Below are 14,684 nucleotides of genomic sequence, written 5' to 3'. Positions count from 1 at the left end.
TATCTTCCTATTTTGTGCCTAAACGTTCGCGCTGATAACTGCCATCTTGAACGCGGTGTGCCCATGGCAGGTTTGCTAAATACCACATAACGGTTTTACGGATGCCGCTTTCAAATGTTTCTTCCGGAGTCCAGCCGAGTTCGCGTTTGATCTTGCTTGCATCAATAGCGTAGCGAAGGTCGTGGCCTGGGCGATCTTGCACGAATGTTATGAGTTCTTTGTAGGATTTAATGTTTAGATTTGTAGCCGGATTTAATTCATCCAGCAGCTCACAAATTTTATTCACCACGTCGATATTTTGTTTCTCGTTATGGCCACCAATGTTGTAGGTCTCGCCGACTTTGCCTTCGGTAACGACTTTGTAAAGTGCGCGGGCGTGATCCTCGACAAATAACCAATCGCGGATTTGATTGCCTTTGCCGTATACCGGCAGGGGCTTGGCTTCCAGTGCATTGAGGATTACCAGTGGGATGAGCTTCTCGGGGAAGTGATAGGGGCCGTAATTGTTGGAGCAGTTGGTTACCAACGTTGGCAGGCCGTAAGTACGACGCCAGGCGCGTACCAAGTGATCCGAGCTGGCTTTGCTGGCAGAGTAGGGCGAGCTTGGCGCATAGGGTGTTGTTTCGGTGAACAGATCCACTGGCCCTTCCAGGTCGCCATAGACTTCATCAGTGGAAATATGGTGAAAGCGAAAGGCGGCTTTGCGTGTTTCCGGCAAGTCCTTCCAATAATTGCGGCTGGCTTCCAGTAATTGATAAGTGCCCACAATATTGGTTTCAATAAAGGCGGCGGGGCCATCGATAGAGCGATCCACGTGGCTTTCGGCTGCGAGGTGCATAACGGCATCTGGCTGGTATTGGTTAAAAATTCTATCCAGTTTGTTGCGATCACAAATATCTACTTGCTCGAAGCGGTAGCGCTCATGGCTATCGATACTGCTTAGGGATTCCAGATTGCCGGCGTAGGTGAGCTTATCAAGGTTGATTACTTCATCCCTGGTGTTGTTGATAATGTGCCGAATGACAGCTGAGCCGATAAAACCGGCGCCGCCAGTAACAATAATCTTCATTGATTAGATCCCACTGATAATTTGCTAATCCATACTTGAGCGGTGTATTACCCGCACAGTATTTGCGCTGACTTCCATAGGTATAGGCAATGGCAAGCAGTTCGCTGATTGATAGCGCAGAAAGGTATGATTTGAGAAGGCGCATTCTAGCAGGTTTAAATAATTTCGCAGCCAGTAAAGCTTTTGAACCTCTGTTTTTCAATGTTGAAAAATGATTGGTAGGCTCATTGCAGTGGCGGGTTGACGGTTTTTAATGCGGCAGGGGCTAATTATCCATGCTGGTCATTATCTTGGCGTTTCGATCCTTGTCGGATAGGTTCGGTGCTCCGTTTAGGGGCCAGTTAATATTCAGTTGCGGGTCGTTCCAGGCAATAATTCGCTCATGGTTTTTAGCGTAATGATTGGTCGCTTTATAAAGGCACTCAGCGACATCGCTCAGCACATAAAAACCGTGTGCAAAACCCTCGGGAATCCATAACTGCTGGCGGTTTTCTGCCGATAAATAAGCGCCCACCCATTGTTGGTATGTGGGGGATGCTTTTCTCAGATCTACGGCTACATCGAACACTTCACCGCGTGTGACTCTAACTAACTTGGCTTGTGCCATAGGTGCTAATTGGTAGTGGAGGCCGCGCAACACCCCTTTATAGGATAGCGAGTGATTGTCTTGTACAAAATTGACCTGCTGACCTAGTGCAAGCTCAAATTGCTGTTGATTGTAGCTTTCATAAATGAATCCACGCTCGTCCTCAAATAGTTGCGGCTGAATAATTATGACATCGGGTATAGCGGTGTTAATTATTTTCATGATGATTTATCGCTGCAGCTTATTTCATTGTCTGTACTGAATGTCTGTACTAAATGCCTGAGCCCATTGCGCCATTGGCTGGGTTCTATCCCAAAAAGCTGTTGGATTTTAGTGCAGTTGAGTGCTGAGTTTGCTGGCCTCGGCGCACTACCGATGTAATAGGTATCTGTAGTGGGGGCAAGTATTGGCAGGCGTGTGATAAGCCCGTGTGTCTGCGCAGTGGTCAGAATTTCCTGTGCCCATTCGAGGCGTGATATGGCAGGTTCCCCGGCGTAGTGATAGGTTCCCCATGGCAGTGTTGCTTTTGAAGCGTAGGTTTGCAGCAGGTGGACAATGGCGCTGGCTAGATCACTTGTGTCGGTCGGACAGCCATACTGGTTGGCGGCTATGCGTAATGTGGGGTTGGGTAAATCGAGTTGCTGTTTGGCTGCCGTAATGAGTTTCTTGGCAAAGTTATCGCTGTGCTCATCAAATAGCCACGCCGTGCGAATAATAATATGGTGGGCATTCGCGTTGCGTACGGCTTGCTCGCCGGCAAGTTTACTTTTGCCATAAACACTTGCGGGTTCTGTTGCATCGTCCTCTACGTAAGATTGCGCTAGTGGTTTATCGCCTGAAAATACATAGTCTGTTGACAGGTGAATAATCGGGATTTGTTGGTTGGCTGCTGCTTGTGCAAGCAGTTCTGCCCCCAGCGCGTTTGCCCTGTAGGCTTCTTCTTGCTGCTGCTCGGCAATATCTACCTGAGTAAAGGCTGCGGTATTGATGATGATACTGGGGCGGTATTCGTGCAGGCGCTGTTTAATGGCTGCGCTGTTGGTAATGTCCAACTGGGCGTGGTCAAGCGCGATATAGGCTAATTTTCTACTCTTAAGTTGTGCTGTTAGCGCCGTACCCACTTTGCCATTTGCACCGCTAATAAGAATAGTCATTGCTTTTTGTTGCCTGTTTTTGTGCGGCGTGTGCGTAGGTTATTGCCAGTAAGCCTGAGCATTCGGCTCGCTGGCAATAATCCCAAATAGCGGCTGTTACTGACGACCAACAGAATAATAGGTGAGGCCGCGTTTTGCTAAGCGTTTAGGGTCGTACATGTTGCGGCCATCAAAGATGGTTGCTTGGCTGAGCATCTCTTTGATTAAGTCAAAATCCGGTGCACGGAACGCTTGCCATTCGGTGACAATAACCAGGCTATCGGCATGTTTCAGGGCGCTTTCTTTGGTGCCGCAGAGCAGCAGGTCATCGCGATTGCCGTAGATGCGTTGGGTTTCGTTCATCGCTTCGGGGTCAAATGCCTGTACTTTGGCGCCAGCTTCCCAGAGTGCTTCCATCAGTACGCGTGCGGGGGCTTCGCGCATGTCGTCGGTATTGGGTTTGAAGCTCAGCCCCCACAATGCAAAGGTTTTGCCTTTGAGGTCACCATTGAAGTGCTTGTTAATTTTGGCAAACAAGGTGGTTTTTTGTTCGTTGTTACGTGCTTCTACCGCTTTTAAGACTTTGGCATCGAACTTGATTTGATCGGCAGTCTGGATCAGCGCCTGAACATCTTTGGGGAAACAGGAGCCACCGTAGCCAACACCAGGGTAAATAAAGTGGTAGCCAATGCGGGGGTCGCTGCCTATGCCGTGACGTACCGCTTCAATATCGGCACCCAGAATTTCGGCGAGGTTGGCCATTTCATTCATAAAGCTGATTTTGGTGGCCAGCATGCAGTTGGCGGCATATTTGGTCAGCTCGGCGCTACGCACATCCATCACGATAATTTTTTCGTGGTTGCGGTTGAAGGGGGCATAGAGTTCACGCATCACATCTTCGGCATCTTTGTTGTCAGTGCCGATAACGATGCGATCTGGCTTCATGCAGTCGGCAACTGCCGAGCCTTCTTTCAGGAATTCCGGGTTGGAAATCACATCAAAGGTCAGTTGCGATTTGCCCTTGCTTTCAAGCACCTCGGCCATTTTGGCTTTGACTCTGTCACCAGTACCGACCGGAACGGTGGATTTATCCACCACAATCTTGTGCGACTCCATGTGCTCGGCAATGGTGCTGGCAACCGCGAGTACATATTTCAAATCGGCGGAGCCGTCTTCATCGGGCGGTGTACCAACAGCGATAAACTGTACTTCACCGTGTTTAACACCCAATGCGGCGTCGATAGTGAAGCTCAGTCGGCCTGCGGCGAAGTTTTCTTTTACTAAGGGTTCCAGGCCTGGCTCGTAAATAGGGATCTGGCCTTTCTTCAAGGCTTCCACTTTGTCAGCATCCACATCGACGCAGACAACATCGTGGCCTACTTCGGCGAGAATTGCGGCTTGTACCAAGCCAACATAACCAATTCCAAATACGGTAACTTTCATGGTGAGTTTATTCCTTGTAAATAAGATGCTTTATAAGACAAAGAGAAAAAACGGTTCATATTCAGGTCGATGTTTGGGTCAATCTAACCTGAAGTTTATCAAGTACGTTTTTCACCAATGTGGCAGCGGTCTTTTGGTTGTCCGCCTCGGCATAACAGCGCAGCTCCGGGGCGTTACCCGATGGGCGCAGGTGGATAATCTCACCTGCGCGAAAGCTGATGCGCAGGCCGTCGGTAGTATTGATGGAATCGACAGTTTTACTGTTCATCTCCAGCAGGTTTAACAGGGCTGACTGATCCTCACTGGCTTCAGCCAGAAAAGCTTTGCTATTGCTGGTGGGGATGTTTTGGATTCTATCGCTGGCGGTGAAGCGCGCTGGCAGGGTGGCAACTTGAGCTGAGATTTTGGTGTTGGCCGCTGCCGCAATCAAGGCGATGCCCGGCAATAGGGCATCGCGGGTGGGCAGGGCTTTCAGTAGTTTGCCATTGAGTTGCACATCCGAGCCTAATAAAAAGCCGCCGTTCGCTTCAAAGCCGGCAATGGATGCGAAGTGCGGCGCGAGTTCTTCCAGCGCTGCAATCACATAGGGCGAGCCAATTTTGGTGCGAGTCACCTTGGCAAAGGCGCCACATTTCTCGATGGCGGTATTGCAGCTAACGGGAACGGCCAAGGCGCTGATCTCTAGTTGGCGCGCGCAGAGCAATCCGACAATGTCCCCGCGCAGCCACTGGCCATTTTCATCGGCGATCAGTGGTCTATCGCCGTCACCATCGGTGGAAAAAAGCGCATCAAACCCATATTCCTGTGACCAACGGCGGCCTTTTTCTACATCGGCCTCCGCCACAGCTTCGGTATCTATGGGCACAAAGGTATCGGTGCGCTCCAGGCTAGTCACTTGCGCGCCCAAGCTGCGAAATAGGTCGGCATAGAGATCGCGCCCGGCGCTGGAGTGTTCATAGAGGCCGATATGCAAACCCTGCATAATGCCGGGGGCAAAAACATCGCGGTAACGCTGGATATAGTTCGCGGCCGCCAGCGGGTTGATTGCGGGCAATACGGCTGTATAGCTCGTCAATTCGCTATCAGTGCTAACGATTGCCAGCTCATCGGCCTTGGTAATTTCACCGGTGGGTCGATAAAACTTCAGGCCGTTGCGATCAAAAGGGATATGGCTGCCGGTCACCATAATTGCCGGCACACTGTTTTGCATTGCCTGATAGGCCAGTGCTGGCGTGGGCAGAATACCGTAGTAATCCACGGCGATACCTAATGCCTGGGCAGCACCCGCGCAGGCGGCGGCCATGGCCGGACTGCTGGGGCGATTATCAATACCAATCGCGACACGGCTAACCTGAAATTCGCCCTGCATGACTCTCAGGAAACTTTGTGCAAAGCTTGCGACAACATCGTCGCTAAAGTCGCTCACCAGACCGCGCGCACCGGAAGTGCCGAAGCTGATGCCGCTCTCGCCAATAATCTGTTCTAGTGATTTTGTCATAATCAAGCCCGCCTCAACGTTCAGAGAAACGCACAATGTCGTCTTCGCCTAAATAGGCGCCGGATTGAACTTCAATCAGTTCAAGGGGAATCTTGCCGGGATTTTCCAGTGCATGCGCAGTACCCAAGGGGATGTACACCGACTGATTTTCAGACAGCAACGCCTCTTGTCCATCAATGCTCACCTTGGCGGTGCCGGATACCACAATCCAATGCTCGGAGCGATGATGGTGCATTTGCATGGAAACTTTTTGTTCCGGCATCACCGTGATGCGTTTTACCTGATAGCGATAGCCGGTATCGATAGAGTCCTGCTTGCCCCAGCGGCGATAGACTTCGCGATGCACGCGATGTTCCGGGCGACTGCTTTTTTTCAGGCTATTTACGATGGCTTTTACATCCTGGACGTGGTCTTTTGAGGCCACCAGTACTGCATCTTTGGTTTGCACCACAATGGTATTTTCCAGGCCGACCGTAGCGACCAGGCCAGTCTCGGCAAACACATAATTGTTGTGGCTCTCAAACGACAGCACATCGCCCTTGTGTGAATTGCCGTCGGTATTTTTTTCCGATACCTCCCACAACGAAGACCAGGAGCCGACATCACTCCAGCCTGCATTTAGGGGGATAACAACTGCGCTGTCGGTTTTTTCCATCACCGCGTAATCAATGGAGTCATCGGGGCACTGTAAGAAAGCTTCTTTATGGACGCGGATAAAGTCCAGATCCGGATCGACATCGGCCATCGCCAGGTCGCACGCCGTAAAAATATCCGGACGGTATTGTTTGAGGTTGTCCAGATACACGCTGGCTTTAAATAAAAACATGCCACTATTCCAGTAGTAATCGCCACTGGCAAGGTATTGCTCGGCGGTCTGCAAGTTAGGTTTTTCGACAAATTGTTTAACCGCATAAGCGGTCTCTTCACCGGCAATTGCCATGGAGCTTGACGCTTGGATGTAGCCATAACCGGTTTCGGGGGCGGTCGGCACTATGCCAAAGGTAACCAGTTTGTTTTGCTGTGCGCATGGAATGGCGGCTGAAACAATACGCCTGAACTCCTGCTCATCCACAATAATATGATCGGCAGCCAGAACCAGCAGCAGTGGATCCAAGCCTTTTTTCAGCGCAGCCATAGCCGCCAGGGCGATGGCAGGGGCGGTATTTCTACCGGCGGGTTCAAGGATAATATTGTTGTTGAGTTGGTTAATTTGGCGCAGTTGCTCGGCCGCAATAAAGCGGTGCTCTTCGTTGCAAATTACCAGCGGTGGCAGGGTATCCAAGCCATTCAGGCGTTTGACTGTCGCCTGTAGCATGGTGGATTTGCCATCCAGATTTAAAAACTGCTTGGGCATTAAATCGCGGGATAGTGGCCATAAGCGACTCCCTGAACCACCAGCCATTATTACGGGTAATATCATCACTGCCTCCTTGGGGGGGTTGTGTATGCCCGACACCTTGTTGTGTGTGGGCAGACAGAGCCAAACGGTGCCTAGAGTGTAAATGAAGAATAAAAAGTGGCGCACCCGACAGGATTCGAACCTGTGACCAACGGCTTCGGAAGCCGCTACTCTATCCAGCTGAGCTACGGGTGCTGAATGAAATAACTCTGTTCTTGCAGTTTTCGACCTGTCAACGACGACTTCTGCGCGATATTACCTGCAAATAATCGTCCAACCTTACCGTGAGGGGCGCGATTCTACTGTTGTTGATCAACGTCGTCTAGGTCGACGCTGGCGATTGTTTATTACCGGTGTTGGCGGCGAGCTCATGAATAGTAAGTATTTTGTGCACTTTGGCAGTGCCCAAGCTCTCGCTCATAGTGCCAAATTGGAAATCGCTAATCATTTGTTCCAAGCGTGGCAGGCAGCGTTTAAGGTTGGTGTAGTGGCGAAAGTTGCTGAACCAGCTGGCGTTAGGCACGCGTGGTTGTTCCGGGTCTATTTCCCAGGGGTGCAGATAAAAAATTTGTGGTTTGGTCTGATTCAAACTGGCGCGCGCAAATAACCATTTGGATAGTGCGTAAGGGTACTGACGAAAATAACCGCCACCTGCAGCTGGAATGGCTTGGCCCATTACTTTGGCGGTAGTAAGTGGGAATTCAAGCAGGCTGGCGCCGTTGGTGGTGATAATCCGGTAGGGCTCTTCGGGGCTCCCGGGAATGCCGTAGTTGTCATGGCGCGTTGGGAAAATGCTGGAGTCCCAGGTGAACCCCAGTTCGGCCAATATATCCAATGCCCATAGTGATTTGCGTGTGATGGAGTAGCTGGCAGCGCGATAACCGGTAATTGGGGTTTGCGCTAAGTCTTCCAGAATTTGTTTGGATTTTTCGGTTTCAGCGCGAAACACTTCCGGTGATTGGTTATAGATAAGTTGATGGCTGAAACCGTGGGATGCTATTTCATGACCCTGTTGTCTGATGGTTTTTACCAGCTGTGGGTATTTTTCCGCCACCCAGCCAAGAATAAAAAATGTAATTTTTATATTGTGATTTGCAAAAAGCTGCAATAACCGCTCAGTGTTCTGTTCAACCCGGGATGGCCAGTTATCCCAGTCACTGGGCTTTATCACCTTGGCAAACGCGGCGACGTGATAGTAATCCTCTACATCAACGGTCATTGCATGGGTGATGGTGTTTTTGTTCATCATTGGCTGCTCTTGGGTTGCAGTGGTATCCGGTCAGCAAAACGGCATCTTGCGATGCCGTTTTGATTTTTTAAGCCTCGTAGTTCTTCATTTAAACCTTGTGGCTCTTTATTTAGACCTTGTAATAATCTCTATACCACTTCACAAAGTTTTCAATGCCCACTTCTACCGGCGTAGTTGGTTTGTAGCCCACATCTTCAATCAGTGCATCCACATTGGCGTAGGTGTCCGGCACATCGCCCGCTTGCAGTGGCAGCAAGTTCTTGATCGCTTTTTTGCCCAGGCAATTTTCCAGCACTTCAATGTAGCGCAACAATTCAACCGGGTTGTTAGAGCCGATGTTGTAAATGCGGTACGGCGCGCTGGAGGTGGCGGGGTCGGGTTGGTTGCCGCTCCAGTTGCTGTTGGGTGTGGCAACGTTATCCAGGGTGCGCACTACGCCTTCCACTATGTCATCAATGTAAGTGAAGTCGCGGCGATGATTGCCGTAGTTGAATACATCAATCGGTTCACCGGCAAGAATCTTTTTGGTAAAGATAAACAGTGCCATGTCCGGGCGGCCCCAAGGGCCGTAAACGGTAAAAAAGCGTAGGCCGGTGGTGGGGATCTTAAACAGATGGCTGTAGGTATGGGCCATCAATTCATTGGCTTTTTTGCTGGTCGCGTAGAGGCTAACGGGGTGGTCGACGTTGTTGTGCACATCAAATGGCATGGAGGTATTCATGCCATAGACCGAGCTGCTGGAGGCATAGACCAGGTTGTCAGTGCCAAAGTGGCGGCAACCTTCCAGAATATTCAAAAAGCCGGTGATATTGGCATCAATATAGGCTTGGGGGTTTTCCAGTGAGTAGCGCACGCCTGCTTGAGCGGCGAGGTTAACAACGCGATCCGGCTTATGGGTTTTGAACACATTATCGATAGCGGCTTTATCTTCCAGATTGCAACGAATATCGGTAAACGCGCTATTGCCGGTCAGGTGTGCCAAGCGGTCTTTTTTGATTTGTACATCATAGTAGTTGTTGAGGTTATCGATTCCGATAACCTCGTCGCCGCGAGCGAGTAAACGTTTGGCAAGTGTGGAGCCGATAAAACCGGCGGTGCCTGTGACCAATACTTTCATGAGTTTTCCTTGAGCTTAGAGACGGGCATCTACCGCGTCTTTAGGGAGAATATGTTTTACATCAAACAGCACGTGGTTATCTTTACCTAGCGCGCGGATTTCCGCGGCGCCCATCGCACGAAATTTATCGTGGCCGACACACAAAATAATGGCGTCATAGCTGTTGGCTTTGGGTGACTCAATCAAGTCCAGGCCATATTCATGTTGTGCTTCGGCAGCGTCGGCCCAAGGGTCGAATACATGGACATTGGCGTTGTAGTTTTTGAGCTCATTAATAATGTCGATTACGCGAGTGTTGCGCAGGTCGGGGCAGTTTTCTTTAAAGGTCAGACCCATGATCAGGATGTTGGAGTCCACCACGTGGCATTTGCGTTGGGTCATCATTTTCACGACTGACTCAGCCACAAAGGTGCCCATGCCATCGTTAATACGGCGGCCAGCGAGAATCACTTCTGGGTTATAGCCCACTTGTTGTGCTTTGTGGGTCAGATAATAAGGGTCAACACTGATACAGTGGCCGCCGACCAAGCCGGGACGAAAGGGTAGAAAGTTCCATTTGGTCCCTGCGGCTTCCAGCACTTCAATAGTGTCGATATCGAGACGCTTGAAAATCAGCGACAGCTCGTTAATCAGGGCAATATTAATGTCGCGCTGGGTGTTTTCGATCACCTTGGCGGCTTCGGCAACCTTAATGCTGCTGGCTTTGTGGGTGCCGACTACTACAATTTTGCGGTATAGCTGATCGACGAACTCTGCTACTTCCGGTGTTGAGCCTGAGGTGATTTTGGTGATGTTGTGTACGCGGTGTTGTTTGTCGCCCGGGTTGATGCGCTCGGGGCTGTAGCCGGCAAAAAAATCCACATTGAATTTCAGCCCGGAAACTTTTTCGATGATCGGTACACAAATCTCTTCGGTGCAACCGGGGTAAACAGTGGATTCAAACACCACCACGGCATTTTTGCTGATGACTCGACCTAGCAGTGCGGAAGCTTTTTCCAGTGGTGTCAGGTCTGGTTGTTTGCTGTCGTTGATGGGGGTGGGAACTGTGACTATATATACGTCACGGCCTTTAATATCTTCTTCACGGGTGGTGTAGCTGATGAGAGTGGCTTCTGCCAACTCTTCGGCATTCAATTCAAGTGTGCTGTCAACGCCTTGGTGCAAAGCCGCAACCCGCGTTGGATTAATGTCAAAACCTATGGTGTTGAGCTTTTTGCCAAACTCCACGGCGAGTGGTAGACCGACATAACCTAAACCGATAATGCAAAGCGAAGGGTTGCTTGCGAGCATGGGAAAATTCCTTAGCGAAGGGTGAATCCAGAGGTGCGCTAAGTTACCACATTTGAGGTGAATTTTTGCATCACTCTACATGTATCCTGACACTTGTTGGGTTTGCCGTGAGGTGTTTGGTTGATGTGACAAAATGCCGTCACTATTGGTCGAGCTTTTGTAACACAATGTCGCTATAATGCGCGGCTTCAAAAGATTTACCCACACAATTCGCCTGAAGGAATCGCATTTGTCTTACATCAGACTTAATAAACATTATATTCATCTGCCTTATCTCTTCCTCGGTATTGCTGAAGCTATTTTATTGGGTTTGTCCTTTTGGGCGGCAAGCCAATTAATAGCGTCTGCCGATCCGGCTCGTGAGTTGGAATATTCGCCCTTGGCGCTGGTGATTTTCGCGGCGCTGTTGAGCTGTTGTACTTTATCGATGGGGGTCTATACCGCATTGGTGCGAGAGGGATTCTCGAGCATGGTATTGCGCACACTGGTTAGTTTTTTCCTTTTGGGTAGTTTGGGTTTATTTGTTATCAGTGCGCTATTGGGGGGACTGATCCCGCAGGCATTGATTTTTTGGGGGGTATTGATTTCAACCGCGGTTGTCATAGTCACCCGCTTTATCTTTGTAAAAATGGTTGATGCTAACCAACTCAAGCGTCGGGTCATCATTTACGGTGCAGGCGCCCGCGCGCAAAAGTTGCTCGAAGACCTGGCGCCAGAGGTCAATGCCTTAGGCGTGAAAATTGTGGGCTGTGTGCCTAGTGCCAGTGAAGTGCTGGCAGTGAACTCTGAATTGGTTATCGCCGAGCCCTCTGATTGGTTGGCCTATGTAAAAGCTGCGCAGATATCCGAAATTGTTATCGCCCCGGACGAGCGTCGTCGCAGCGGTGGTAATGCATTCCCGCTGAGTGAATTTCTCGATTGCAAATTGGCTGGTGTACCTTCCAGCGATGCACTGAGCTTTTGTGAGCGCGAGCTGGGCAAGATTGATATCACGCTGTTGCAGCCCAGTTGGATGCTGTTCTCCGACGGTTTCAAATACTCCAAACGACGCTCGATTGCCAAGCGGATTTTTGACCTGACACTGGCGTCACTATTTTTTCTGGTGTTGTGGCCCTTTATGTTGCTCACCGCCATTGCGGTACGTTTGGAGAGCCCCGGGTCTGTACTCTATTTCCAGACCCGCGTCGGGCTTAACGGGAAAAGCTTTCGCATTTACAAGTTTCGCAGTATGCGTCAGGACGCGGAAAAGAACGGGGCGGTATGGGCGAAGAAAAATGATGCGCGCGTTACTCGCGTCGGCGCTTTTATTCGCAACACCCGTTTGGATGAGTTGCCCCAGCTTTACAACGTACTCGTGGGCGAGATGTCTTTCGTCGGGCCGCGCCCTGAGCGCCCTGAGTTTGTGGTAGATCTTGCAAAGCAGATCCCTTTCTATGAAACTCGTCACAAAGTGAAGCCCGGGTTAATGGGGTGGGCGCAGCTTAAGTATCCCTATGGCGCCTCCGTCGAAGATGCCAAGAACAAGCTTCAGTACGATCTCTACTACACCAAAAACCACAGTTTTCTCATGGATATGTTGATCATGATCCAGACGGTGGAAATAGTTTTGTTAGGCAAGGGTGTGCATTGATCGATCTGCACCGCCATTATTATCGCAACTACTGCGAAGGAGATGTCTCGTGAGAAAAATCGTCTGGTTTGTTCAGTTAATAAGTCTGGTAGTTCTTGCGGGCTGCAGTAGCAGCAAGCCTTCCGATATGCCACCCCTCTCGGAGACGGGTTTACTTAGCGAGTACCGCATTGGTGTAGGCGATTCTATTCAGATTAACGTCTGGCGCAACCCCGAGTTATCGCTGGCAGTTCCGGTGCGCCCGGATGGCAAGGTCTCCATGCCGCTAATCGGTGATATTTTGGCAGCCAACCAAACCGCCACCGAACTTTCGGCAGCGATTACCACGGGTTTGTCTTCTTATGTACGCAATCCGCAAGTGACGGTGATTGTGGCCAATCCCAGCAGTTCTGATTTCCAGCGTCGCGTGCGTATTACCGGTGCGGTCCGGGCGCCCCAGTCTATCCCCTATCGCGAGGGTATGACGGTGCTGGATCTGGTACTTATGGCGGGCGGCCCGAACGAGTTTGCGTCGGCCAACAATGCCAAGCTCTACCGCCGTATCAACGGTGAGGTAAAGGTTTACCGCATTCGTCTGGATGACCTGATGGCCGATGGCGAGGTGGCAACAAATTATGATTTGCAGCCCTCGGATATTGTTAGCATCCCGGAGCGCGCCTTTTAATTTTCCTGGTTTTCTACTGTGTGAGTCAGATAACTAAATTGGTGAGCGCTCCGGTGCTTGCATATCAAGAGATGTTTCATGGATAAAGCCTATCTCAAAGACTTATTGAATTCATTGCGGGCGGAGTTGGTCAGGTTTCGCTACATCTGCGTGGTGCTGTTTATCGCCGTCAGTGCTCTGGTGTTACTGCTGGGGATTACCTGGCCTAAAAAGTTCACCACTTCAGCGGTGTTGTTTGCCGACCAGACAACCATTATTGAGCCGCTGCTGAAGGGCTCTGCTGAAATGACCAAAATTGATCGCTCTGAACAGGCGCGTGAAATTATCTGGACGCGCGGCATTATGCTGGCAGTGGCCAGAGAAGTCGGGATGGTCGATAAAAATGCAACCCAGGAGCAGGAAGAACAGGCAATTCGCCGGATTCGCAGTGGCCTCAGCGTGAAAGCGGAAGGCAATCGCTCCTATTTCAGAATCAGCTACATTGCCAATGATCCGGATCGTTCCTTTGAAGTCCTGAACACCGTCGTTAATGTGTTTATGGAAGATACGGTGAAGAAAAAGCGCGCAGAAAGTTTGGGTGCCTATAACTTTATCGATGCCCAGGTGCAGTCCTATAAAAAGCAGTTGGAGCAAGCGGAATCGCGCCTGAAAGATTTCAATTCGCAAAATACCGATGGTACCGAGGCTGAGGTTGCGTCGCGTATTGCGGGGCTGCGACAAGAAATTGAAATGTTAAATATCACCATTGAAGAATCCCAGGCGCGCTACAAGACTATCCAGCAGCAATTGGGTTCAGAAGGGCAATATTTACAGGCCAAGGGTCAGGTAGATGATTTGCGTCAGCGCCGCCAAACCCTTGCACTTCAGTTGGAGCAGCTACTGCTCAGCTACGAAGAAGGTTATCCGGATATTATTTCCATCCGCACGCAGATCGCTGAGTTGGATACAACTATCGCTCGCCTGCAAGGTTCTGGCGATATGTATGCCGACACGCAAAAAGCCGAAAATCCGCTGTATGAAGAATTGCGCAAACAGCTCGCCAACGCCGATGTGGAGTTGCGCTCACAAAAACGCCGTATGCAATCGCTGATGGCGTTGCAAGAGCAAGAGTTCGCTCGTCAACAGCGCGTCGCCGCCAATCAGGCACAACTTTCTGAATTAACGCGCGACTACGATGTTATTCGCAAAACCTATGACGATATGTTGCAGAAAAAAGAAGCTGCACGTCTGTCTATGACGCTCGATATAGAAGGGCAGGGCGTTAGCTATCGTATTCAGGAGCCGGCCACTTTCCCGCTCAAACCTTCAGGATTACATTTTATTCACTTCGCACTTCTCGGCCCGCTGCTTGGATTGTTATTGCCTATAGGTTTGTTGGTTGCCTACGTTATGTTTGATCCGCATTTACGTTCGGCGCGCACCTTGCAAAAACAATTGCCGGACGATATCCAGTTGATTGGTGTTATTCCCCATTATCGTTCACCACTGGGTGATCGTTTGTTGAAGAAGGATATGTTGTTGATATTGGCCGCCAGCGTACTCGCAATGACCTTGTATGTTGCAATCGCTGTCTATTGGCAAATAACCACAGGTTAATACCGGGTAG

At 50.2% G+C, this 14,684-nt stretch carries 12 protein-coding genes and 1 tRNA gene; 3 read left to right on the top strand and 10 right to left on the bottom strand.

The annotated features are described in order from the left end of the window. Positions 1–7: 7 nt before the first annotated feature. The 10 genes from rfbB to tviB form a co-directional block, all read right to left on the bottom strand. Entirely contained in the window at positions 8–1,069 is a 1,062-nt protein-coding gene (gene rfbB / locus NNX04_RS13480; RefSeq protein WP_261946102.1) for a dTDP-glucose 4,6-dehydratase, read from the bottom strand. Positions 1,070–1,334: 265 nt separating this feature from the next. Continuing rightward, complete coding sequence (gene rfbC / locus NNX04_RS13475) at positions 1,335–1,877, bottom strand: dTDP-4-dehydrorhamnose 3,5-epimerase (protein WP_261946101.1); 543 nt, start codon at positions 1,875–1,877, stop codon at positions 1,335–1,337. Next, positions 1,874–2,809, bottom strand: coding sequence for a dTDP-4-dehydrorhamnose reductase (gene rfbD / locus NNX04_RS13470; RefSeq protein ID WP_261946100.1), 936 nt, complete (start codon positions 2,807–2,809; stop codon positions 1,874–1,876). The genes rfbC and rfbD overlap by 4 nt, the downstream gene beginning before the upstream one ends. 96 nt (positions 2,810–2,905) lie before the next feature. After that, complete coding sequence (locus tag NNX04_RS13465; RefSeq protein WP_261946099.1) at positions 2,906–4,231, bottom strand: UDP-glucose dehydrogenase family protein; 1,326 nt, start codon at positions 4,229–4,231, stop codon at positions 2,906–2,908. Between the two features lie 61 nt (positions 4,232–4,292). After that, positions 4,293–5,729, bottom strand: coding sequence for a phosphomannomutase (locus NNX04_RS13460; protein ID WP_261946098.1), 1,437 nt, complete (start codon positions 5,727–5,729; stop codon positions 4,293–4,295). Between the two features lie 13 nt (positions 5,730–5,742). Then, complete coding sequence (locus tag NNX04_RS13455; protein WP_261946097.1) at positions 5,743–7,149, bottom strand: mannose-1-phosphate guanylyltransferase/mannose-6-phosphate isomerase; 1,407 nt, start codon at positions 7,147–7,149, stop codon at positions 5,743–5,745. A gap of 97 nt (positions 7,150–7,246) precedes the next feature. After that, positions 7,247–7,323: transfer RNA gene (locus NNX04_RS13450), tRNA-Arg, on the bottom strand. Positions 7,324–7,450: 127 nt separating this feature from the next. Beyond that, positions 7,451–8,377, bottom strand: a complete 927-nt coding sequence (locus NNX04_RS13445) for an XrtA system polysaccharide deacetylase (protein ID WP_261946096.1) — start codon at positions 8,375–8,377, stop codon at positions 7,451–7,453. A 109-nt stretch (positions 8,378–8,486) separates the two neighbouring features. Next, on the bottom strand, positions 8,487–9,494 hold the full coding sequence (locus NNX04_RS13440; protein WP_007639465.1) for an NAD-dependent epimerase: 1,008 nt from the start codon (positions 9,492–9,494) through the stop codon (positions 8,487–8,489). Positions 9,495–9,509: 15 nt separating this feature from the next. Beyond that, entirely contained in the window at positions 9,510–10,784 is a 1,275-nt protein-coding gene (tviB, locus tag NNX04_RS13435) for a Vi polysaccharide biosynthesis UDP-N-acetylglucosamine C-6 dehydrogenase TviB (protein WP_261946095.1), read from the bottom strand. Between the two features lie 229 nt (positions 10,785–11,013). On the opposite strand from tviB, the gene NNX04_RS13430 reads away from it, so the two are divergent. From NNX04_RS13430 to NNX04_RS13420, 3 genes are all read left to right on the top strand, one after another. Beyond that, positions 11,014–12,414, top strand: coding sequence for a TIGR03013 family XrtA/PEP-CTERM system glycosyltransferase (locus NNX04_RS13430; RefSeq protein WP_261946094.1), 1,401 nt, complete (start codon positions 11,014–11,016; stop codon positions 12,412–12,414). 127 nt (positions 12,415–12,541) lie between these two features. Then, a complete protein-coding gene (locus NNX04_RS13425; protein ID WP_007639470.1) occupies positions 12,542–13,078 on the top strand; it encodes an XrtA/PEP-CTERM system exopolysaccharide export protein in 537 nt (178 codons plus the stop codon). Between the two features lie 78 nt (positions 13,079–13,156). After that, positions 13,157–14,674, top strand: a complete 1,518-nt coding sequence (locus NNX04_RS13420) for an XrtA system polysaccharide chain length determinant (protein WP_151054893.1) — start codon at positions 13,157–13,159, stop codon at positions 14,672–14,674. Positions 14,675–14,684 lie beyond the last annotated feature (10 nt).

The organism is Cellvibrio sp. QJXJ (genome assembly GCF_024452345.1).
Classification (GTDB): Bacteria; Pseudomonadota; Gammaproteobacteria; order Pseudomonadales; family Cellvibrionaceae; genus Cellvibrio.
This window is presented reverse-complemented; position numbering and strand designations above follow the sequence as displayed.